Source organism: Mesorhizobium sp. B2-4-12 (assembly GCF_006441575.1).
Lineage (GTDB): Bacteria > Pseudomonadota > Alphaproteobacteria > Rhizobiales > Rhizobiaceae > Mesorhizobium.
In genome coordinates this window covers 210,356-233,468 of sequence record NZ_VFVC01000001.1, presented here as the reverse complement: position 1 = coordinate 233,468, position 23,113 = coordinate 210,356, and the positions used below count along the sequence as shown (strand labels likewise).

Genomic DNA, 23,113 nt, shown 5'->3' with positions numbered 1-23,113 from the left:
GCAATTCAGGCCGGGCGCTTGCCCCGGCTTCTGAGCGTTTCGTAGCCACGGGCGCCAAGCAGGGCGCGAGCCAGGGACTTGACGACGCTCTTGCGGCCTTCCTGCGAGTTGATCTGCCGCAGCCTGGCCGGCAGGTTTCGCGCCGCCTGGCCAAGCGCCGGCAAGGACAGCGCCTCGGGAAAGCTTACCATGTGGGTCTCGACGCACAGCACCGGCTTGCCCGACAGCTCGGTGATCCTCAGCGCCTGCGCGTGCTCGCTTTCGATGAACAGGATGGCATCGGATTTGCGATAGAAATCAGCCTTGAAACTGCCGTGCGCGCCAAGCCGCTGCCGCTCCGCCTTGCTCGGCAGGTCAAGCATGACCAGATGGTCATACTGGATCCCGTGCTTGGCCAGCCACGCCTCGGTCAGCGTGCGGTATTTCTCGAGGCGGCTGGTGACCAGCCAGCCGATCCTGTGGGTCGGCGCATGAAGCGGCCGCGCCTCGCTGAGGAATTTCTCGTAGGCCGGGCCGTCGTCGTTCTCCGCCTCGGTCGGATCGAGGCACAGCACGCCGTCTATGTCGACGCAGCATTGCGCCAGGAACTTGTGGTGCATGAAATTCCACTGGAACATGCGTGGATGCGGCACGACTTCGAAGACGATATCGGTTTCGGGATGCTGCGGCCGCAGGCCGAACACGGCGGCGAAGGTGAAGTCGGCCTCAATGCCGGCAGCCTTTATTCGGGCGCGGGCGTCGCGCATGGCGTTGCCGCCGGAAACGCTGTCATCGATCACCAGCACCTTGCGCATGTCCGAAACCTTGCGGTCGAGCGCGGCGCGGCGCTTGGTGATGCCTGACGTGTAGACCCGGCCTTCCAGGAAGCTGTCGAGGTCGGTCATCGGAATGTTGGCCGCGAGGCTGACCAGCGTCGCCGCCAGCACGCCGCTTCTGGGAACGCCGACCACCAGGTCGACGTCGCGCGGCAGCCGGTGAAGGTTGCCGACGATGGCGTCGTTCATGTCGGAGATCGATCGGTAGTGCATGGATCGGACCTGCTGCTCGGATGGATGGGATAATGGTCGAAAGCGCCGAAATTATTGCGCTTCACGCGGTGTCGCCGCCGGCGGCCTTGCCGGCAGCATTTTCAAGGCCTCGCGCAAGGCCTCGCGGCCGGGTGCGAACACCAGCGCGACGACGATGGTGATGGCGTAGGCGAGCACGGCACCGCTGGCCAGGGCGACGACATGCTGCTGCGGCAAGACCGGCTTGATCAGCCAGACCGCCGCCAGCGCCAGATGCGCGCCGAGCACGAATGGCGTTGCTCCGCGCAGCACATGGCTGGCCCGCAGCGGTCCGCTCTTGCCGACATAGAGCCACAGGAAGGGCGTGCGCAGATACTCGCTGACCGCATAGGCCACCGCCACCCCGAGCGCGCCATAGGGCAGGCCAAGCGCGAAGGCGATCACCGAGGTCCCGGCCGTGACGATGCCCCAGCGCATGAAGTCGGCGGAGCGGCCCTGGCTGACGAAAAGCCAGCCCGCCGGGTTGTTGAGTGGCTGCAGCAGGCCGGCAAAGCCGAGCGCCAGGAAGATCGGGGCGCTTTTACGCCACTGCTCGCCGAGCACGAAGGGGATCAGCACGTCCGACATCGCGGTGGCGAAGGCGACGCCGGGCAGCGCCACCAGCAGGATCAGCGGCATGACGCGCAGATAGGCGCTGCGGTAGCGGTCTGGCTCGTCCTTGAGCCTGGAGAGCGCCGGCACCATGACCTTCGACAAGGGATTGGTGATTTGGCTGAGCGGGAACAGAAGCAGCTTGTAGGCGCGGTCGTACAGGCCGAGCTGGGCCTCGCCCCAGTATTTGCCGATCAGCACGTTATCGAGGTTGCGGGCAAAGAAATTGGCGAAATTGAAGCCGGTGATGCCGGCGCCGAAATTGATCAGCTCGCTGATGCCCGCCACCTTGCGCGGCAGGCCGGGCCGCCAGCGCGAACTGGCCCAGTAGCAGAGCGTCGGCAGCACGGCGCCAGTCAGTGTGCCGGCAAAAAGCGACCAATAGGAGCGGTCGATGAAGGTCCAGGCGATCGAAACCGCCAGCCCCGCGACCGCGCTGGCGACATCGATGATCGCCAGGCGCCCGAACTGCATGCGGCGCGTCAAAAGCGCCAGATGCTGGGCGCCGAGCCCATAGGCCATGATCTGCAGTCCGAACGCGGCCACCAGGCCGGTCACGCGCGGCTCGCCATAGAAGGTGGCGACCAGCGGCGCCGCACCCGCCAGCACACAGGCCAGCACGGCGCTGACGGCGACGTTGATCCAGAAGAGGTAGTTCACCTCCTCATGCCGGATGACGGATTTCTGGATCGTCGCCTGGGTCAGGCCGAAATCCTGGAACAGCGCGATGAAGGCCAGCACCGGCGCGCACATCGCCACGACGCCGAAATCCTGCGGCGAAAGCAGCCGCGACAGCACGATGACGGATACGATCTGTGTTGCGACCCGCACCGACTGCGACAGCGCGGTAACCACCGCGCCACGCCCGACCGATTTGCGCAGAGAGCCTTCTGGCGGATCGAATGGATTGGCTTCCAAATTCAGGATTCCTGATCTTTGCGCGGATTCCAAAATCCGAAATCCACCACCGCCGCCGCCACAAACTACGGCAATAATTTTGCAGCGCAACAGAAAACGTGGAATGCCGCACCAGGAATATTGCAATGCAGCATATCCGGCGCATATGCCTTGATGCTCGACAAAGCAGCCTTGGTGCCGTGAAGTTTAGCTCATTGGCCGACGTCGCTGCGCCTGTATCCGTGAAGTGTCATGACCAGTCTTTCCGAGGGGGCCATTGGCTCCCATTTGCCGGCCCAACGCGGATCCATGACCGCGCCTGCCGCCACCCACAGGTCGAAATACGGCTGCATGGGCTTGTTCGGAAAGGCTCCGCCGGGGGTATCGGCCGGCGTTACGACGGCCACTTCCTTGCCGTCGATGAAGAAGGCAACTCTTTTCCCGGCCTCGTATTGCATGGCCAGGCGATATCGTTTGCCCGAGAGGTCGCCAGACTGGATCAATTTCATCCAAACGGTCTTGTGCTGATTGTCGACGTTGGCCCAGACCGTAAGCTGCATCCCCTTGGTGCCGACGATCTCAAAGTCGACTTCCTCATGGGCCTTGTCGTTGAAAATCCAAAGCGGCGCCGCGATTAGCCCTGGCTTCATCGAGGGAAGCGTTACGTCCACTTCCCATTTTGCCGATGAGGAAGCGGAGTTGGCGCCGGACACTACCTGCGCGGATGCCTTCTCGCTGACGGTAAGCTGAAGGGAGCCGTCGACGATTTTGACGTTCGCGGCTTTCCAGTCGTAGCCTCCAAGCTTGGGTTCGCTCCACTGCGATGGCACGAAGGGATTGCTGTATTTCCAAAGTTGTAGCCTGACACTCGACCAGTCGGGAAGCTTGTCGAGGGTAACGTTCCCGCTTCCCGCCGTGCCGCTTTCAGCCAGTGCATGGCCGGCAACCCACTGCATGGCCGTGGAGGCCGTCAGAAGCGTCAGGAATTGTCTGCGTGTGGAATTCATCGCTAGCCTCCATTGGGTCGCCTTGACCTTGTCAGCGGCGACGATGCCAAGCTGGGCGTTCGATGCGGCCTAGGTCGTTCTAGTGCATGGACACCACTTTGATGATCGAGCCGTACACCAAAGATAAGGCAATTGTTTGCTGCATTGCGTCAAAAATGCTGCACTGCGGAAGAGGCCTTTCGTGTCAGCGCGGCAGCAACTGCAACTCCTGGAGAGACGCTCAAGCCGCGGAGGCTGTTGGGGGGTGGGTTTGTCCACTGCATTCTTGCCTGCCAGGTTCAAACTGCGATGAACCGAGTCGAACGGTTTTAAGCTGCAAGGACTGGGGAGATGCAACATCGAGGGCAGGATCGAGTTGAACAGACTCGCGCACGCTTTCCAATGCGACACGATCGTAAAGCGCATCGAGAAACGCGTCCGCGGATTCTAACCCGAACATGGTCTCCGCGGTCCTGCGGGCATCGCGCCGGAGCGGCTCCATCAAGGCGGGTTGCCCTATATACGGCTTCAATCGTTCGATGGCCAAACTGGCGAGCCGCTCGACCTCGTCACGGAAATATTCGGCATATTTCGCCTCCCCCCGCGAGTCGTATCCCGGACTCCACCAATCGCCGATGTCGTTGAGCCTGACAGGCAGGGCAATCCCGTTGACGCCGTCCTCAAGGAATTCCGGCAAGGCGCAGACCTTTGTTCCAAGAACCGGAGTGTGCTCGGACATGGATTCCAGCGCTGAATAGCCGAAGGTATCGCCAAACGTGGCGAGAATGCCGAAGTGCGAGTTGCGCAGCAAGTGTCGCACCGATCGGTTGGGCAACACCCCGTGATGCTGGACGTTTCTTAGTTCGAGCAGCTTGATATAGGGGTCGAAGAATCCCGGGCTTGTCGGATCCGTCCATATATGGCCGCCAACCTGGAGACTTGAGACAATGTTTACCCGGATGGGCAATTTCTGCTGGATGGCTTTTTCGGCGATCTTGACCGCAACGCATCCGCCCTTGCGGCCAAAGTTAGCGCCGACAAATGTCAGCACCAGTTCCTCGGCGCTGTTTTCGGACATCGCATCTTCCGTCGCGGGCACCACGATGCTCGGGTGGCGGACCAATAGCTTTTCCGTCAGGAGGCCGATTTCCGGATTGTCGCTGTGCTGGGCCAGAAAACTTCTGCGGGCAAAATGCGACAGTGCGATAATGCGACGGCAATTTGGGCTGGCAATCCGCGACCTCAGGTAGCTGGCCATCAACCCGCGTTTGCGAAGGGCAAACTGTCGCGGCAAATGAGATTCAAACGACATGATGTACTTGGAGGAATTGATCGGTATCCGGTTGAATGCATGCACCATGTCGACAGACAAGGCAGGTTCGATCAGCGTCACGCCTTCCAGCTTGGATGAGACCAGATTCAATGGCAGAAATCGCTGGCGCAGGATCGTATGCCTTGATGCTCGCGGCGTGACGAAGCTGGTCGGATACTTATCGTCAAAGATGGCGATGCGAAGAGACTTGCCCATACTGAACCACTCGTCTTCAAGTAGCGGCATCGGGGATTTCGCAAGTTGTTCCAATGATGCAGAAAGCTTGCTGCCGCGCTGCAACAAAATGCAAGAGCGGATCCCTAGCCAAACTCAAGGCCCAACTTTCCTGACGAGAGTTCAACACCGTTTTGTGTTGCAGTGCAATACTAATTTAGCAATTGCTTAAACTTCAGCTCGGCTGCCGGATGGGAGCGATTTGGGCTGATGTGATCGTCATGTTGCGGGGATTGCAAGCAAAATGCCTCGTTTCCGGGCGCGTCAGGCCATGCCGCCTCCCCGATGGTTCGATCGGGTGGCCGCGCCCGCGCTGCCAAAATTGGGTCATATGTTTTGTGCAGTGCGGTACAGATGGGTAATTTTGCTACGCCGCACCAAAAATGTTGCGATGCAGCAAGAGCTGTACTAGCATCCCCTTGGGTGGGTCAAAACAGCGGTCGAGTTTTCATGCTGCATGTCTTGTACCTGGTGCACGATGTTTCCGATCCGGCGGTTCGCCGGCGGATCACAATGCTCAGGACAGGCGGCGCCCGGGTCACCCTGGCGGGCTTCCGCCGCACCGCGGCCCCCATCGCCGACATCGAAGGGTTGCGGCCGATCGACCTTGGCGCGACACGCGACGGCCGATTCGCCCAACGCCTGACAGCGGTGGCGAAAGCGGCGGTTTCGATAGGTTCGAAGCTCGGCGGCATGCCGAAGCCCGATCTCATCATCGCGCGCAATCTGGAAATGCTGGCGCTTGCCCGCCGCGCCAGATCGGTTTTCGGCGCTGCGGTGCCGATCGTCTATGAATGCCTCGATATCCATCGCCTGGTGCTCCGCGATGATGTCCTCGGCAAGGCGTTGCGCGCCACTGAGCGGCATCTGGCGCGCGACGTCAAGCTGCTGGTGACCAGTTCGCCCGCCTTCATCGCCAATTACTTCAAGCCCTTCCGCCAGGTCGCTGCACCCGTCGAGTTGGTCGAGAACAAATATTTCGAGGCAGCAGTGATCTTGCCCGGTGAGCGCGAGCCGGTCGAGGCGGCTGTCGCCCCGCCGTGGCGGATCGGCTGGTTCGGAGCGCTGCGCTGCCGCCGCTCGCTGGAGTTGCTGGCCGATTTCACGCGCCGCATGGAGGGAGGCTTCGAGGTCGTGCTGCGCGGCCGCCCGGCTCTGTCCGAATTCCCCGATTTCCACGGCTTCGTCGAAGCCGAGCCGTGGTTGTCCTTTGGTGGCCCATACCGCAATCCGGAAGACATGGCGGCGATCTATCGGGACATCCATTTCTCCTGGGCAATCGATTTTTTCGAAGCGGGTCAGAACTCGGAATGGCTGCTGCCCAACCGCCTCTATGAAGGCTGCCGCTTCGGGGCGGTGCCGATCTCGATGGCCCATACCGAAACGGGACGGTTCCTCAGCCAACAGGATATCGGCGTCCTTCTGCCGAACGCCACGCCACACGCGCTCGAAACAGCACTCGGCACGATGGAGGGGCACCGCTTCGGCCGACTGAAGGCGCGCGTGCTTGCCCATAATCCGAGAATGTGGAGCTACGACCGCGGCGACTGCAGCGCACTGGTCGAGAAACTGCGCCGCCTGACCACCGTGCACGAGCCCTTCGCGACCGAAGCCCTGGCATAGGAGGGACTTTGCCTGATGACGCAAGCGCTTCCCTCCAGCCTGATCGTGATCCCCTGCCTGAACGAAGCAGCCCATATCGGTGCGCTGCTCGACCAACTTTGCCCGGCGGCGGCAAGGCTTGGCGCCCGCATCGTCGTTGCCGATGGCGGCAGCACCGACGGCACGCTGGCCATTGTCGGCGAGCGCCTGAAGAAAGACCCGCGCATCATCCTGCTCCACAATGAAAAACGCATCCAGAGCGCGGCGATCAACCTTGCGGTGGTCAGGTTCGGCGAGGGCGCCGAGTATCTGATCCGCATCGACGCCCACGGCGGCTATCCCGACGACTATTGCGACCGGCTGGTTGAGGAGGCGCTTGCCACCGGTGCCGATTCGGTCGTGGTTTCGATGCTGACCAGCGGCAGCGGCGCGGTCCAGAAGGCGACCGCCGCGGCGCAGAATTCCAAGCTCGGCACCGGGGGCTCCAAGCACCGTCATCTCTCCGCCGGAGAGTGGGTCGACCACGGCCATCACGCGCTGATGCGGATCTCCGCCTTGCAGGCCGTCGGCGGCTATGACGAGACGTTCAGCCACAATGAGGATGCCGAGCTCGACTATCGGCTGCGGCAGGCCGGCTACAGGATCTGGATGAGCGGCAGGACGCAGATGGTCTACTATCCGCGCGCTTCGCTCAAAGGTCTCTATTTCCAGTACCTTGGCTATGGCCGCGGCCGTGCCAAGAACGTGCTGAAGCACCGCGTCATCCCGAAGGTCCGGCAGATGGTGCCGCTGCTGGTTTTCCCGGTGGTTCTTCTGGCCGCCTTCTCCTTCGTGCACTGGATCGCGGCGGTGCCGCTGCTGATCTGGGCGTCGGTATGCCTGGGCTATGGTTTGGTGACGGCGGTCGGCGAGCGCAATGCCGATATCGCGCTGGCCGGCGTTTCGGCCATGGTCATGCATTTCGGCTGGTCCGTCGGCTTCTGGCTGCAGCTTCTCGGCCTCGGCGCGCGACGCGGGGTGGCGTGATGGCGCCTCAGGCCAAGAACCGCAGCATCGACATCGGCGTGTGCACGTTCCGGCGTCCGGAATTGGCCGACACGCTGCGCTCGCTCGCCGCCATGGACATGCCAGGAGGTTTCGATGTCGGCGTCATCGTCGCCGACAATGACGACACGCCGAGCGCCAGGGATCTGGTCACGGCGTTGTCGCGGGAACTGGCCTTGCCGATCCGTTACAAGCATTGCCCGGCGCGCAACATCTCGATCGCCCGCAACGCCTGTCTCGACGCCAGCGAGGCGGATTTCCTCGCCTTCATCGACGACGACGAGACCGCCACGGCTTCCTGGCTTGCCGAACTGGTCGCGACGGCTGAGAAAAGTGGCGCTGCCGCCGTGCTCGGCCCGGTGCGGGCACTTTACCGCCCGGATGCGCCGGACTGGATGCGCCGCGGCGATTTCCATTCGACCTTGCCCGTCTGGGTGCGGGGCGAAATCCGCACCGGCTACACCTGCAACGTTCTGCTCCGCATGGGATATGACAGCCTGCGTGGCCGCCGCTTCAGCCTGGCGCGCGGCCAGACCGGCGGCGAGGACACCGAGTTCTTCGACCAGATGGTCAAGGCAGGCGGCCGGATCGCCTTTTCAAAGGAAGCGTGGGTGGACGAGGTAGTGCCACGCGCCAGGGCCGCGTTCGACTGGCTTGGCCGGCGTCGCTTCCGGGTCGGGCAGACACATGGTCATCTCCTGGGCAACAACGCCGGCGGCATCAGCCTGGTCAAACAGGTCGGCCTTGCCGCGGCAAAGGCGGCCTATTGCTTCGCCGCCGCGCTTCCTGTTGTCGCCAGCCCGGTGCGCAGGAACCGCAGCGTGCTGCGCGGCATCATGCATATCGGCGTCGTCAGCGGCCTTGTCGGCATCCGCGAAATCCGGCTCTACGGTCAGCCCACTCCACGGGAAGGAGGCAAGCGTGCAGCCTGATGCCTCCTTCGTCCCGGACGTTTCCTTCGTCATCGCCGCCTACAATGCCGAGGCCACCCTTGACCGGGCGATCGCCAGCGCCATCGCGCAGAAGGGGGTCAGCGTCGAGATCATCGTCGTCGACGACCAGTCGAGCGACACCACGCTCGATGTGGCGCGGGCCTATCCCGAGGATATCGTGCGCGTCGTCGCGCTCACCACAAATCGTGGTCCCGGCGGGGCCAGGAATGCCGGGCTCGACGTCGCCCGCGGCAGGTGGATCGCGGTTCTCGATGCCGATGACGCCGTCTTTCCGGGCCGCATAGCCGCCATGATCGGCCGCGCCGAAAAGGCTGGCGCCCAGATCGCCGTTGACAACCTCCAGGTCGTCCGCGAGGACGGCGTCGTCGAGGACGCGATGTTCCCGCGGCAGTATCTCGAAGGCCTGCGCGAGATTTCGCTGGCCACCTACATCGCCGGCAACGTCGTCTTCGAATCGAAGTTCAATCTCGGCTACCTGAAGCCGATCTTTCAGCGCCGGTTCCTCGATGAAAACCGGCTTCGCTACGATGAGAAACTGAGGATCGGCGAAGACTACATCCTGTTTGCCGACGCCCTGGCCAAGGGCGGCAGATGCGTGGTCGAACCCGCCATCGGCTATGCCTACCACATACGCAGCGGCTCCATCTCCCGTGTGCTCGAGCTTCACCATGTCGAAGCGATGCGCGAGGCGGACGCCGTATTCTCTCGGACCCATCGTATGGATGAGGCAGCCCAGGCTGCCTTCGCCCGGCGCGGCCGCAGCCTGCGCAAGGCGGCCTCCTTCCTGTCGATGGTCCAGCACATCAAGGCGCGGTCCCCGCTCAAGGCGATCCGGACGGCGCTCAGCGACCCGGCGGCGGTCCGGCATATGGGCATGCCGCTCGCCGTGCGGTTGCGAAGAGTAGCGGCACAGTTTGCCGTGGGGGCGGGGAGGTGAAGATGCAGGCACATGGAGGGATTTTTCGTGGCCTGCGAATGGATGCAGTCGATCTCCTCAGAAGGAATTTGCGATGAAGAAAATCAGGAAGGCCGTGATACCGGTGGCGGGGCTTGGGACGCGGTTCCTGCCGGCGACCAAGTCGATGCCGAAGGAAATGCTTCCCGTCGTCGACAGGCCTGTCGTGCAATATGCGGTGGACGAGGCCTTCGAGGCCGGCATCGAGCACATCGTGTTCGTGACCGGCCGCAACAAGGCGGTCATCGAGGACTATTTCGACCTGCATCCGGAATTGATCGGAACCCTGGAGCAGACCGGCAAGAAGGCGCAATTGCAGTCGCTGGAAAGCCTTTTGCCCGTGGCCGGCGCCACCAGCTTCATCCGTCAGCAATCGCCGCAGGGCCTCGGCCATGCCGTCTGGTGCGCGCGCGACGTTATCGGCAACGAACCCTTCGCCCTGCTCTTGCCTGACATGGTCTCCTTCGGCGGGCGCGGATGTTTGGCCGAGATCACCGATCTCTACGAGGAAACCGGTGGCAACGTCATCGCCGTCGAGCGCTGCGATCCGAGCGAAACCAACAAATACGGCATTGTCGGCCGGGGCGCCGACATTGGCGGTGGCTTCGAGGTGACGGCCATGATCGAAAAGCCGGCGCCGGCCAACGCGCCGTCGAACTTCTACATCAACGGCCGCTACATCCTGCAGCCCGAGATCTTCGCGCTGCTCGGCAACCAGCAGCGCGGCGCCGGTAACGAGATCCAGCTGACGGACGCCATGGTGCGTCTGGCGAAGGACCAGCCGTTCTTCGCCCAGCCCTTCAACGGCCGTATGTTCGACTGCGGGTCGAAAGAAGGGTTCATCCAGGCCAATGTCGCTTTCGCGCTGGCGCGAGATGACATGAAAGGCCCGGTTTTCGAGATGCTCCGGGCGTTCGTCCGGTCGCATGAACGCCAGGAAGAAGCCGCATAATGCCCATCTTTCGGGAGCATTGTCGGATGGCTGACGGCGGAGGGGCCAGCCGGCTCACCGCTGTCCGGCATGAAGCTTATGCCGCGCCCGGCACTGCTCCCGATCGTCCCGGGGCCTGTGCGCTAGACAAGCCAGAATTGGACCGAAGATGAATTATGCCAACTTTCCTCTCGACAAGAGGATGCCATTGCCGAATTCGGATGCAGGAGACGGCGAAGACTTCATCGATATCGAGCGGCTGCTTGGCATGGCCGCACGACAGGCCAAGGTCGTCGGCGTATGCGCCGTCATCGGTCTTTTCCTTGGCATGCTCTATATCCAGACCACGCCGCCCAAATATCAGTCTTACGCCTCGGTGCTCATCGACGAGGGCCTGAACAAGATCGTCGACGACATTTCGGCTGCGTCGACAACGATGCAGACCGATTCCGCCATTCTGAGCCAGATCGAGATTCTGACCTCGACGCGGCTTGCCGCCGTGGTCGTCGACAAGCTCAAGCTGGACCAGAACGATACGTTCATGAACCCGCCCCAGTCGGCGCTTGCCCAGGGCGTCGACCTGGTCCGCGGCATGATCCAGTATTTTCGCCCCAGCCCTCCCATGCCGGGCGTCGGTGACATCAGCAAACTCGACCCGGCCGCGCGCGACGCGCTGATCGCCACGTCGCGCCGCGACTACGCGATCCTCAAGCTGCAGAACGAGATCCGGGCTGATCGCGTCGGACGAAGCTACGTCATCGCGCTTGGCTACCAGGCGACGGATCCGGCGCTGGCGACAGCGATCACCAAGGCCTATGCCGACGCCTATCTCGCCGATCAGCTCGATGCCAGCTTCGACGCCACCGAGCGTGCGGCGGTCTGGCTGCAGGGCAGGTTGACGGAACTGCGCGAGAGCTCGCAGGCGGCATCGCTCGCGGTCGAGAAATTCAGGGCCGAACACGGACTGTCCGCCAACAGCGACGGCCAGTTGATGAGCGACAAGCAGCTCGCCGACCTGAACGCCCAGCTCATCGTGGCGCAGGCCGATACCGCACGCGCCAGCGCCCGCTACCAGCAATACAAGACGATCGTCGACAGTGGCTCCGACAATGCTTTCAAGGATGCCGCAATATCGAGCGACCAGCCGAGCAGCTCGGTCATATCGGCGCTCAAGACGCGCTACCTCACGGTCGCCAAGCGGCAGCAGGACGTCGAAGCGAATTTCGGACCGCAGCATCCCCAGGCGGTGGCGCTCGCCAAGGAAAAGGCCGACATATCGGCGCAGATATTCGGCGAGCTGAAGCAGCTCACCGAAAGCTATCGCAACGAATATGAGGTGGCGCTGGCGCGCGAGACCGCGCTCAGGGCCAATGTCGCCGCCGCACAAGGCAAGAGTTCCATCGACAACCAGTCGCAGGTCAAACTGCGTGACCTGGACCAGAAGGCGACGGCACTCACCACGCTCTATCAGACGTTCCTCGGCCGCTACGAGGAGGCCGCGCAGCAGCAATCCTTCCCGGTCGGCAAGATCCGCATCATCTCCGATGCCTCGACGCCGCTCTCCGCCTCGAGCCCGCGCACCATCATCGTGCTCGGACTTTCGCTCGTGCTCGGCGTTCTGATGGGCGCCGGCTTCGGCGGCCTCAACGAGTTCAACGAGCGCTTCTTCAGGACCGGCGAGGAAGTGCGCGACCGCGTCGGCCTCAAGTTCCTCGGCTATCTGCCGACCATCGGCAGCAAACCCGCCAAGGAGGACAAGCCAGCCGACGGTCAGCCTGACGTCAAGGCGGCCAGATCGCCGGCGGCCATCGAAAGGCGCGCGCGCATGAGGGTGAGCGTCGACGCTCCGGCATCGATGTTCGCCGAAACGTTGCGCAGCGCCAAGATCGCCTTCGATGTCGTGCTGGAAGGGCAAGGTAGCCGCGTCATCGGCGTCATCTCGGTGCTTCCCGGCGAAGGCAAGTCGACGGTCGCGGCCAATCTCGCCGGGCTGCTTGCCGCCAACGGCGCCAGGACGCTGCTCATCGACGGTGACCTGCGCAATCCGGGCCTCAGCCGCGGCCTTGGCATGGAGGCCGACCAGGGGCTAATGGAAGCGGTGGTGAATGGCCAGACCTGGCAGTCGGTCGGCAAGATCGACCGGCAGACCAAGCTGGCCATCATCCCAGCCGCGTCGCGCGGGCACTTCTCGCACACCAGCGAGCTGCTTTCCTCGGCCGGGATGCGGCGCTTCATCGAGAACGCCAAGGAGACGTTCGAATACATTGTCGTCGACCTGCCGCCGCTCGGGCCGGTTGTCGACGCCAAGGCCTTCGCGCCACTCGTCGATGGCTTCGTGCTGGTCACCGAGTGGGGGCGCACGCCGCGCGCCATGGTGCGGTCGATGCTGGAATCCGAACCCTATGTCGCCAACAAGATCGTCGGCATGGTGTTGAACAAAGTCGACCTGAAGAAGCTGGCCAAATACGGATCGTTCGGGGCTTCGGAGAAATTCTTCGACAAATACTCGACCTACTATCTCGACAAGTCGGAAGTGCGCAGCAAGGCAACCGTCTAGAGCAATTCCAGGAAAAGTGCGTAGCGGTTTTCCATCGGGGATTGCGTCTCATCGTTCCATGTTCACAGTACACGACTCATGGGATTTTGAAGCGTTTTGGGAATTGGTTTTGCCAGGCGCGGACGGCGTTTTGGGGTGCGAAGGTGATCCATGCCCTGAGCGCGTCGAGGCCGGTTCGGAACCACGACTTCTCGCGTCGGCCATGGACCTTTCGCTTGATTGCCTTCAGGCCCATGGTTTGAGTTGCGCATCGATAGGCCCAGGTTACGGCAATGGCGAGGATGGCGGTCAGGGTGTCGATCTTGTCTGGCGCGGTCATTCTGGTGTCTTCCATGTTGAAGCCGCGTGTCTTGGCATCGGCGAACAGGCATTCGACGGCCCAACGGTTCTTATAGGCGCTTATTGCCGCCTTGGCGTTGGGGCTGTTGGTCATGACGATCAGCCATTCGCCTTGCTGGCCTTTTCTGCCGTCGATCCATTTGGCGGCGAAGGACAGAGCGGTGGATGCATCGGGCAAGCTGGCTTCGAAGGTGGTGAGGCTGCGGCTCTTGCGGCGGCGACGCAGCAGCGACTTGATCGTCCAGAGCCGTCCATCGGCCAGGGCAACGCACTGGCCCTGCTTGACGCGAATGGCGAATAACCGCCTGATCCAGCCGGATCGACTGGAAGAAACGCTGCAGGCGGCGATAGTTCGAACCATGCTGCGCGGCTCCCGGGAAGCGACTCGCGACATGGCTCAGATTGACCGTGCGGCCCTGAACCAGCGCCACGATCAGAACCGCCAGCGTTTCCAGGCGCGAATTGCGCAGCACGAAATGACGTTTTAGGGTCTCAAGGAGGGCGGCCTGAACCGTGCTTGGCATGGGAGGATCCTTTTGGCGAAGAATCCCCTGTTCAAAGCACTTCAAACCCTCCTCACCCTTGCGTCGTGTACCGTGGCCGCTCTACGCCAATTTGGTCAACCTTGTGCGGGTTTGCTTCGGCAGGCCCAACTGGAACCCGTCGACGCTGCATGACCGGCACCGGCGCGAGCTTGAAGAAGCTGTAGTACAGCAGAAACGACCCCATGATGTAGGGGCTGAGAATGTCGACCTCGACGAAGGAACGGATCAGGAGCAGCACCATCACGCCGGCCAGCACCACAGGCTCGGGCTGCCATGTCCTGAGAACCACGGCCGCGAGGTGACCAAGGAGCGTGCGCAGGATGATCAGCGAGATCATCACCGCGCCGACAAAGCCGAGCTCGACCAGGGCTTCGATATAGGTGTTGTGGAAATGGAACCCGCTGCGGGCGGTGATGTAGAACTCATTCCACAGCCGCTCGGCCTCGGCGAAACCCTGCACCCAATAGGCGGCATAACCAACGCCGAGGATCGGAGATTTCTGCACGGCGCTCCAGCCCTGCTCCCACAGATATGTCCGCCCGGTGAGCGTCGAATCCTTGCCGAAGATGCCAAGCACGAAGTCCATGAGTCCGAGGTTCAAGGCGACGATGGCAACCACCACGATCAGCCCGGCGCCGACCAGGACAATCACCCGGCGGTAGCGCCGTGACAGAAGCTTGCTCATGGCAAGAAGCGCGATCAACGCCAGGACCGCCGGTATCGAGGCTACCGAGGTGGCCGAATGCGAGATGGCCAGAAGGTAGCCCGACAGCAGCACCACGGGCATCGCCAGGATGAAGCTCAGCCGTCCGCGCCGCAGAAAGGCGAGGAACACCACGGAAAAATAGATGCCGAGCGAGGAGACGAACCCGATCTGGTTCTTGGACGCAAAGGCGCCAACGAAATTGTAGGTGCCGTCGAGGACGTCCTCGGAATAGCCCCCGACCTTCAGCGAATAAAGCAGGACGACGAAGATCCCGATCAACGCACCGATCGTCAGGGTGCGCACGCTGACGGTGCGCGCGGCCACGTAGGCACAGGCGATATGGGAAAAATACTGGACGGCGGTCCTCGCGGTGATGCCGGGCGCCTGCGACCAGAAGACGGAGGAGCAGATATAGGCCGCGAACAGCAGCGGCAGCCAGGCGCTGGACAGTTGCCGCAGAAACCGCCGGTAGTCGACGAGGATGAGCGGCAGCCAGACGGCGTAGTAGGCCAGGATCATCATCTGGCCGAAAATCACGGAGTAGGAAAACGCCCAGATAGAGACAGCCACGGCAAAGCTGCCATAGACCGAGTTCTTCTGGGGATCGATCAGCAGGGATTTTGGGATCTTCATCTCAGAGTCCCGTCGACGCGACGCGGGGCGGGCAATCCACAAGCCAGCCGGCATAACCGCAAACAGGGGCGTGCAATAAACGGCGTCTCCATTGTGCAGTGCAATATAATCTATCGCACCCTGTGCTCAATGGCAAATCCGGTCACCTTGTCTTACAGCGGGACGATCGACGAGATCAGCCGGTTGCCCTGCGACATCCATCCGGCGGCGATCACTTCGGGGTTGCTCCCAGGCATTGGCCCAGACGATCGGCCTGCATGCCGGCTTGAACTCGCCTGGCAGCAACCTCACAGTCACCTGAAGGTCAGACGGCCGATCGCGGCCGATCACGGACAGGGGAAGATCGGATGCCTATGAGTTTCGCGGGACGGTTCGCTGGCCGGTCGGCTGTCATCACCGGCGGGGCCTCGGGCATCGGCCTGGCGGTAGCGCAAAGAATCGTCGACGAGGGCGGACGCGTGAGCGTCTGGGATCGTGATCCGGCCCAGATCGATCAGGCGAAAACCGTTGTTGCCGGCCTGCACGGGATGATGTTGGACGTTGCCGATGCGGCCGGCGTGGAGGCCGCCGCACGGTCGACGATCGAGGCGCTTGGCGGCGTCGATATCCTGGTCACCAGCGCGGCCATCACCGGGCCGAACATGACGACCTGGGCCTATTCTGTCGACGATTGGCAGAGGGTCATCGACATCAACATCAACGGTGTCTTCTACTGCAACAAGGCGCTCGTGCCGCACATGCTCGAGCGCAATTATGGCCGCATCGTCAACATCGCCTCGATCGCCGGCAAGGAAGGCAATCCCAATGCTTCCGCCTACAGCACGTCGAAGGCGGCGGTGATCGGCCTGACCAAGTCGCTCGGCAAGGAACTGGCCAAGACCAAGGTGACGGTCAATTGCGTGACGCCGGCGGCCGTGCGCACCGCGATCTTCAAGCAGATGAGCCAGGAGCACATCGACTTCATGCTGTCCAAGATACCGATGGCGCGCTTCGGCGAGGTCGAGGAGGTGGCGGCCCTGATCTGCTGGATCGCCTCGGAGGAGTGCTCGTTCACCACGGCTGCCGTCTTCGACGTTTCCGGCGGCCGCGCCACCTACTGACGGCAACAACAAATCCGCGTGACAAGGCAACGAATGGAGCCTGGCCGGCATATATAGTCGGCAATGCAGGCATGCGATCGGCAAATAGTCGTGACTGTTCCATGGGCGTGACCTTTCGCTGCGATATCGGCGTCCAAGGCGAGGACTTCCCGCACTTCTGGGAACATACGGTCGGCAGCGGCCATGCGACGCTGGCGTTGCGCGCGGACTGGCAGGCCCAGATGCGCCGGGCGCATGACGAACTCGGCTTTAGCCATGTCCGTTTTCACGGGCTGCTCGATGACGACATGGGCACGCTCATCGACCAGGATGACCAGCCGCTCTATTCGTTCTTCAATGCCGACCAGATCTTCGATTTCCTGCTGTCGATCGGCATGCGGCCCTTTGTCGAGCTGAGTTTCATGCCGACAATGCTGTCATCCTCCGGGCAGATCATCTTCCGCTACCGCGCCAATGTCAGCGCGCCGAAGGACTACGATCAATGGTCGACGCTGATTTCGAAACTCGTCGCCCATTGGATCGATCGCTACGGCCTGGACGAAGTGCGGCAATGGTTCTTCGAAGTATGGAACGAACCCAATCTCGACGCGTTTGGCAGCGGCAGGCAGGAAGATTATTTCAAGCTGTATGCCTATACGGCAAAGGCGATCAAATCCGTGGACATCAAGTTGAATGTCGGCGGACCGGCTACCGCGGACAACGCCTGGATCGATGAGTTCATCGCATATTGTGACCAGAACAGCCTTCCGGCCGATTTCATCAGCACGCACCATTATCCCACCGATGCCTTCGGTAAACCTGGCGACGACACCGAGACCCAGCTTTCGGAAAGCATGAGGAGCGCGTTGCGCGATGAGGCTCGCACCGCCCGCCTGCAGGCGGGCGGCCGGCCACTCTACTACACTGAATGGTGCACCTCCTCGAACCCACGCGATTCGATGCATGACGAGCCCTATGCGGCCGCTTTCATCGTCAAAACGGTGATGGAGGCGAGAGGATTGGTTGAAGGGTACAGCTACTGGACCTTTTCCGATATTTTCGAGGAAAACTATTTTCCATCCGTGCCCTTTCATGGTGGCTTCGGGTTGATGAACCTTCACGGGATTGCCAAACCGGCCTACCGTGCCTTTGAAATGCTGCATCAACTTGGAACGGAAATTCTGTACATGGAGGAAACCCATCCAACCCTTGATGGCTGGTGCGTCCGTGACGGGAATTCGCTGACCGTGCTGATCTCCAACTTTGCCTTGCCACGGCATCCAATCGCCAACGAGACCGTCCATGTCGAACTCAGGAATGCGCCGCAGCCCACAGCGGCAACCGTTCGGCGGATCGATGCGGAAAATGCCAACGCCAAGGCGCTGTGGGTAACAATGGGGCGACCCGATTATCTGGGCGCGGCAGCGGTCGAGCAGTTGCGTGCGACCTCGGTAATGCAAGAACGGCGGCAACCAGTTGCCTGGCACGACCGCACCCTTGGATTCGACGTGGCCGTTCCTCCCCTGGGAGTCGCGGCCATCAGGCTGGAGTTCGCATCTCGTGATTAAAGCCGATCCCGCCGCGCTGTCCGATGACGAGCTTCTGCAGCGCTACCAGCGCGCCGCCTTCGGCTATTTCCTGGAGAATGTGAACCCCGACAACGGGCTGGTCGCCGATACGTCGCGGCCGAACTGGCCGGCCAGCATCGCCGTCGTCGGCTTCGCGCTCTCCTGCTATCCGATCGGCGTCGAGCGCGGCTGGATGAAGCGCGAGGCGGCGGTGGAATTGACGCTGGCCGCGTTGCGTTTCTTCTCGGCCAGTCCGCAAGGCGGCGGCGAGGACGTCACTGGCCACAAGGGTTTTTACTACCATTTCCTCGACATGCGGACCGGGCTGCGTGTCTGGCGCTGCGAGCTCTCGATGGTGGACACCGCCTTGCTGATGGCCGGCATACTGGTTGCGGGCGCCTATTTCCGCGGCGACAATGAACGGGAAGCCGAAATCCGGCACCTGGCCGAAGTGCTCTACCGGCGCGTCGACTGGCGGTGGGCGCAAGGCAGCAGCCCGACCCTGCGGCAAGGCTGGAAGCCGAGGAGCGGCTTTCTCCACTATGGCTGGGAGGGCTACAACGAGGCGATCGTCCTCTATGTGCTTTCGATGGCCTCACCCGACAGCCCGACCTCCGACGACAGTTACGAGGCCTGGACGGCGACCTACCAGTGGGAAAATATCTACGGCAATGACGTGCTTTATGGCGGGCCGCTGTTCATGCACCAGTTCTCGCATGCCTGGATCGATTTCGCCGGCATCCGCGACGCCTTCATGCGCGAGAAGGACTCGGACTATTTCGAAAACAGCCGCCGCTCGACCTACCTTCACCGCGACTATGCCCGCCACAACCCCTATGGCTTCGATGGCTATGGCGAGAACCTTTGGGGCCTTTCGGCGGGAGACGGGCCGGGCGGCTTCCGCGCCAGCGTGGAGCGGCGTACGCACCGGTTTTCCGGCTATGCCGCGCGCGGCGCGCCATTCGGTCCCGATGACGGGACGATCGCGCCATGGTCCTTTCCGGCGTCGCTGCCTTTCGCGCCCGATATCTGCCTGGCTGCGTTGCGCCATCTCGCCGATCGCTATCCACAGGTGATCGACGGTTACCGGCTGCCGAGCGGATTCAATCCGACATTGGCCAACCGGCGAAGATTCGGCGGCGATGGCTGGGTGTCCGAAGGCCATTACGGGCTCGACCAGGGCATCGTGGTGATGATGATCGAGAACCACCGCTCGCGTCTGATCTGGGACTTGATGCGGTGCAATCCGCACATCCGCCGCGGCTTGGGCAAAGCGGGCTTCACGGGCGGCTGGCTGTCGCAGCCGACAGGGCCCGCGGCAGGGGGCGGCGATGTCGCGTGAACGGACGTGGGCCGCCGCCTTCCCTGTCGACCGCAATGACGTCGAACTGATCCGAGGCGCGCATCCGCCGCGCTGGAAGAACCCGGAGCCGGACGGTCCCTACAATCTCGTCGTCATCGGCGCCGGGCCGGCAGGACTGACCGCGGCGCGTGACGCCGCGAGCCTTGGCGCGAAGGTTGCCCTGATCGAGCGCGGGCTGATCGGCGGTGCGTGCATCAATGTCGGCTGCATCCCGTCGAAGTCGATCATCCGCACCGCGAGGCTCTATGCCGATATGCGCGATGCCGAGAGCTTCGGCGGTGACGCGCCACGGCGCCTTCACGTCGACTTTGAGCGGGCCATGATGCGGATGCGGCAGATCCGGCAGCGTATCAGCCGCGCCGATTCGGCCGAGACTATCGCGGCCGAAGGCATCGATCTCTATTTCGGCGAAGCGCGGTTTGGCGGGCCGGACACGGTGGTGGTCGCTGGCAAGACGCTGCATTTCAGGAAGGCATTGGTCGCGACGGGCGCCCATCCGAGCGGGCCGGCGATTCCAGGTCTTGCCGAGGCCGGTTATCTCGACAACGAGAGCATGTTCAACCTCACGGAATGCCCCCAGCGGCTCCTGGTCATCGGCGGCGGTCCGCTCGGCTGCGAGACCGCGCAGGCCTTCCGCCTGCTCGGCGCCAAGGTCATCCTGGCGCAAAGCGATCCGATGTTCCTGCCCGGCGAGGAACGCGACGCCGCGCAGATCCTATCAGACGCCTTGGCGCGCGAGGGGATCGAGGTCCGCCTCAACACCGAAGTGGTGGCGGTGCGCGGGGAAGGCGGCAGGAAGCTCGCCGACCTGGTGCGGGACGGCGACACGACCACGATCTCCGTCGACGAGATCATCACCGGCGTCGGCCGTTCGCCCAATGTCGATGGTCTCGGACTGGAAGAGGCCGATGTGGCGTATGACGCCAGCGGCATCAGAGTGGACGACTATCTGAGAACCACGAATCCGCACATCTACGCGGCGGGCGACGTCTGCCTCGAATACAAATTCACCCATACCGCCGAGGCGACGGCGCGCATCGTCGTGCGCAATGCGCTCTTTCGCGGGCGCGAAAGGCTGAGTGAGCTTGTCGTTCCCTGGTGCACCTATACCGATCCGGAGATCGCCCATGTCGGTCTCTATCCCGCGGAGGCGCGCCTGAACGGCATTCCGGTCAAGACCTATACGGTGCTGATGCATGATGTCGCCCGTGCCGTGATGGACGGCGAGGAGGAAGGGTTCGTCAAGATCCATGTCAGGGAAGGATCCGACCGTATCCTGGGGGCGACCGTCGTCGCCAGCCATGCCGGCGAGATGATCAATGGGGTGACGCTCGCCATCAGGTCGGGTATGGGATTGCATACCCTGGCCGATGTCATCCATCCCTTCCCGACACAAGCGCAAGGCATCAAGATGGCGGGCGACGCCTACAGGCGAACACGGCTCACCTCCTTGCGCAGGCGCCTTGCGGCGCGCTGGCTGGCATGGTCCAGGCGATGACCCGCAAGCGGCGCAGCGGCCTTTGTTCACTGAAATGTCCGCAAATACCAGACCAAGTATCCCATCCGGCGCTTGACGGCACCCAGTACTGCTGGGGAAGAGATTGACCTCACCGTGCGTGGGGAAGATTGATCTCACCGTGCGGCCGCGGAACACTCGTGGATGCAGCCTGTAACTGAAACGGAATATGCAATCCAGCTCTTGACCAGGAGTTACATCTGCGTGCCGTTGTGTGCCGGAGGCAAGCATCTCGATCTCGATGCAATGGACTATCATCCCCTACATTTGCAGGCCCGTCGAAAGGATCTGAAAGAGTTGGCGTTCCGATCGATTGCCTTTCATCTGTCGCAGAAACCGCCAACCAGCGACGACATCCGCCGCTGGTTTCGGAAGTCTGCTGGAAATGTCGGAATCCTTGGGGATTCTCCAACCTTCTTATTCTGAATTTCGATGATGCCGCAGGCTACCTGAGCTGGTCGGGCAGGCACGGACAAGCTCAAGGTTCCACATGGATATACAAGCGATCGCACCCTGAACGCCCGGCGCTACCTTTTCAACGAGACATGGCCGATCGCCGTGGGCAGCGCATTGGTCGCGGCCTGGGCGACGACCGCCATCCGCTTTCCGGAAACCATCAGCCTTGACGAGGATTCATGCTATTGGGCAGCCCTGCTTGCCCGCGCCGACGTGGCGACGACCCCTACCCCGGTGCTCCTCTACCACCATGACGAAGAGAGAATGGCGCGACGATTTGTGCAGGCTCCGCGGGCGACGTTTCTCGCTATCGCGCTTGAACTGGACAAGCTCGCCGGTTCAGGCATTGCTAGGGACGTCCTGCAGTGGAGGAAAGCCTGGATCGCGCAGCGGCTTTCAAGGCGGCTTCTCAAGCACAAGCGATACAGGGATGCGATGAGCATGATGCGTGCGGTCCGCGCCCACAAGACCCTGAACCGGAGTTGGAAGACATTGCAATATCATACCCGAATTCATGCCGGAGCTATAATGGAACGGCCCGGCCTTTCGTCGGCCGCCGGCGGGGTCAAGGAAAAACGTACCCTGGTCGTCTCTTACGACCCTGCCTTTCCGGCGGTTTCGGGCGCGGATCTGAGGAATTTCCGCAATGCCAGTCTGGCCTCGGAATACGGTCCGGTCCGGCTTGCCTCGGTTCGGCCGCTGGGTAGTCCGTCAAAGCCGTCCAACGGACGCCTCCAAGCCGTTGGGCTGACGATTGCGGAGGAGCCGCGCTCGTCCTCGCTGGGCTGGTGGAGGATAGCGGCGGAGAACCGCATTCCCCGCACGGCACTCGCGCGCCTGCTGACCCTGGTGCAAACCTTCAAACCCGACACGATCATCGTCGAGGGAATCGGCCTGTTCAAACTGCTGCGGCCGTTGCGGCCGCTGACGAAGCAACTCGTCCTCGATATGCATAACGTCGAGTCCGACCTGGCGGCACAGCTGCAGCATCTCCGTCTGGAGCGATTCCGGGCCGGATTTGGCATTCGGCGACTGGAGAGAAAAGCGCTTTCCCTCGTCGACAGGGTCTGGGTCTGCTCGAACCTGGACCGCGAGAAGCTGACGGGCCTGTCCCGGCACAAGCTGCCGATCGATGTCGTTGCGAACGGAATTCCCAAGGCCGAAGACATTCCCGAAGCGCTGTCCGCCGAGGCCGCGACCGATAGAGGCTTTCCGGTGATCCTGTTCATCGGCCATCTCGGCTATCCACCGAACGTCGATGCCGCCGAGCGGTTGGCCCATGCCATACTGCCCCGCATCCGGCAGGTCTTGCCCGGCGCGAAGCTTGTCCTTGCCGGACGTACCCCAAGGGCGGCGGTGCGGGCGCTGACCGGGTTGCCCGACGTGGAACTCATCGAAAATCCCGAAAGCGTGGCACCGCTTTTGTCCGCCGCGCATCTCACCATCATTCCACTCAAGGCGGGTGGGGGCACGCGCATCAAGATCCTGGAGGCGATGGCCTGGGGCGTGCCGGTGATCGCGACACCGGTGGCGGCCGAGGGTCTGGACCTGGTCGATGGCGACGAGGTGCTGTTGTCGGCCACCGACGAAGGACTTGCCGATATGGCGATCGGACTTTGCCTGGACCCCGAACGCCGGGCGCGGCAGCGCGTGCGCGCGCATCAAGCCGCATGGGCACGGTTTAGCCCGCAAGCGATCCGCGAGGCGATCCGTACCGGTCTTGACCTGGACAATGACGGCAAATGACGCCCGGCCGTTCCCCTCATCCGCCCCATGAGC

19 protein-coding genes are annotated in these 23,113 nt (G+C 62.5%); 13 read left to right on the top strand and 6 right to left on the bottom strand.

Annotated features, from left to right (window positions below):
- Positions 1-5: 5 nt before the first annotated feature.
- On the bottom strand, positions 6-1,028 hold the full coding sequence (locus FJ934_RS01115; RefSeq protein WP_140606808.1) for a phosphoribosyltransferase family protein: 1,023 nt from the start codon (positions 1,026-1,028) through the stop codon (positions 6-8).
- A 51-nt stretch (positions 1,029-1,079) separates the two neighbouring features.
- Positions 1,080-2,576 (bottom strand): lipopolysaccharide biosynthesis protein, encoded by a 1,497-nt coding sequence (locus FJ934_RS01110; RefSeq protein ID WP_140606807.1) that lies wholly within the window; start codon positions 2,574-2,576, stop codon positions 1,080-1,082.
- Positions 2,577-2,594: 18 nt separating this feature from the next.
- Between FJ934_RS01110 and FJ934_RS27880 the strand changes: the two genes are divergently transcribed.
- Positions 2,595-2,759, top strand: a complete 165-nt coding sequence (locus FJ934_RS27880; protein ID WP_181165465.1) for a hypothetical protein — start codon at positions 2,595-2,597, stop codon at positions 2,757-2,759.
- 8 nt (positions 2,760-2,767) lie between these two features.
- On the opposite strand, the gene FJ934_RS01105 is transcribed toward FJ934_RS27880, so the two are convergent.
- Positions 2,768-3,562, bottom strand: coding sequence for a family 16 glycosylhydrolase (locus FJ934_RS01105; protein WP_140606806.1), 795 nt, complete (start codon positions 3,560-3,562; stop codon positions 2,768-2,770).
- Between the two features lie 220 nt (positions 3,563-3,782).
- Positions 3,783-5,156 carry a glycosyltransferase family 4 protein gene (locus tag FJ934_RS01100; protein WP_140606805.1) on the bottom strand — a complete coding sequence of 458 codons (1,374 nt, stop codon included), beginning with the start codon at positions 5,154-5,156 and terminating at the stop codon, positions 3,783-3,785.
- A 381-nt stretch (positions 5,157-5,537) separates the two neighbouring features.
- On the opposite strand from FJ934_RS01100, the gene FJ934_RS01095 reads away from it, so the two are divergent.
- The 6 genes from FJ934_RS01095 to FJ934_RS01070 all read left to right on the top strand — a co-directional run bounded on the left by FJ934_RS01095 (position 5,538) and on the right by FJ934_RS01070 (position 13,129).
- The gene (locus FJ934_RS01095; protein ID WP_140606804.1) at positions 5,538-6,710 is read left to right on the top strand and encodes a glycosyltransferase family 4 protein; all 1,173 of its coding nucleotides are present in this window, start codon (positions 5,538-5,540) and stop codon (positions 6,708-6,710) included.
- 15 nt (positions 6,711-6,725) lie between these two features.
- Positions 6,726-7,715: a glycosyltransferase family 2 protein gene (locus FJ934_RS01090; protein ID WP_140606803.1), complete on the top strand. Its 990-nt coding sequence runs from the start codon at positions 6,726-6,728 to the stop codon at positions 7,713-7,715.
- Positions 7,715-8,665 carry a glycosyltransferase gene (locus FJ934_RS01085; RefSeq protein ID WP_140606802.1) on the top strand — a complete coding sequence of 317 codons (951 nt, stop codon included), beginning with the start codon at positions 7,715-7,717 and terminating at the stop codon, positions 8,663-8,665. The genes FJ934_RS01090 and FJ934_RS01085 overlap by 1 nt, the downstream gene beginning before the upstream one ends.
- Entirely contained in the window at positions 8,655-9,623 is a 969-nt protein-coding gene (locus tag FJ934_RS01080) for a glycosyltransferase family 2 protein (RefSeq protein ID WP_140606801.1), read from the top strand. Before FJ934_RS01085 ends, FJ934_RS01080 begins: the two co-directional genes overlap by 11 nt.
- A gap of 73 nt (positions 9,624-9,696) precedes the next feature.
- Positions 9,697-10,593 (top strand): UTP--glucose-1-phosphate uridylyltransferase, encoded by an 897-nt coding sequence (locus FJ934_RS01075; RefSeq protein WP_140606800.1) that lies wholly within the window; start codon positions 9,697-9,699, stop codon positions 10,591-10,593.
- 148 nt (positions 10,594-10,741) lie between these two features.
- Positions 10,742-13,129 carry a polysaccharide biosynthesis tyrosine autokinase gene (locus tag FJ934_RS01070; RefSeq protein ID WP_140606799.1) on the top strand — a complete coding sequence of 796 codons (2,388 nt, stop codon included), beginning with the start codon at positions 10,742-10,744 and terminating at the stop codon, positions 13,127-13,129.
- A 76-nt stretch (positions 13,130-13,205) separates the two neighbouring features.
- Here FJ934_RS01070 and FJ934_RS01065 read toward each other — a convergent pair whose 3' ends face one another.
- Entirely contained in the window at positions 13,206-13,829 is a 624-nt protein-coding gene (locus tag FJ934_RS01065; RefSeq protein WP_181165464.1) for a transposase, read from the bottom strand.
- A 215-nt stretch (positions 13,830-14,044) separates the two neighbouring features.
- Entirely contained in the window at positions 14,045-15,352 is a 1,308-nt protein-coding gene (locus tag FJ934_RS01060) for an O-antigen ligase (protein ID WP_140606797.1), read from the bottom strand.
- A 347-nt stretch (positions 15,353-15,699) separates the two neighbouring features.
- Between FJ934_RS01060 and FJ934_RS01055 the strand changes: the two genes are divergently transcribed.
- The 6 genes from FJ934_RS01055 to FJ934_RS01030 all read left to right on the top strand — a co-directional run bounded on the left by FJ934_RS01055 (position 15,700) and on the right by FJ934_RS01030 (position 23,080).
- Positions 15,700-16,452, top strand: coding sequence for an SDR family NAD(P)-dependent oxidoreductase (locus tag FJ934_RS01055; RefSeq protein WP_140606796.1), 753 nt, complete (start codon positions 15,700-15,702; stop codon positions 16,450-16,452).
- Positions 16,453-16,523: 71 nt separating this feature from the next.
- Complete coding sequence (locus tag FJ934_RS01050) at positions 16,524-17,999, top strand: glycosyl hydrolase (RefSeq protein ID WP_140606854.1); 1,476 nt, start codon at positions 16,524-16,526, stop codon at positions 17,997-17,999.
- On the top strand, positions 17,992-19,341 hold the full coding sequence (locus tag FJ934_RS01045) for a glucoamylase family protein (protein WP_140606795.1): 1,350 nt from the start codon (positions 17,992-17,994) through the stop codon (positions 19,339-19,341). The genes FJ934_RS01050 and FJ934_RS01045 overlap by 8 nt, the downstream gene beginning before the upstream one ends.
- The gene (locus FJ934_RS01040) at positions 19,331-20,860 is read left to right on the top strand and encodes a mercuric reductase (RefSeq protein WP_140606794.1); all 1,530 of its coding nucleotides are present in this window, start codon (positions 19,331-19,333) and stop codon (positions 20,858-20,860) included. The genes FJ934_RS01045 and FJ934_RS01040 overlap by 11 nt, the downstream gene beginning before the upstream one ends.
- Positions 20,861-21,022: 162 nt before the next feature.
- Entirely contained in the window at positions 21,023-21,304 is a 282-nt protein-coding gene (locus FJ934_RS01035; RefSeq protein WP_140606793.1) for a hypothetical protein, read from the top strand.
- A gap of 132 nt (positions 21,305-21,436) precedes the next feature.
- Positions 21,437-23,080 carry a glycosyltransferase family 4 protein gene (locus FJ934_RS01030; RefSeq protein ID WP_246671404.1) on the top strand — a complete coding sequence of 548 codons (1,644 nt, stop codon included), beginning with the start codon at positions 21,437-21,439 and terminating at the stop codon, positions 23,078-23,080.
- Positions 23,081-23,113 lie beyond the last annotated feature (33 nt).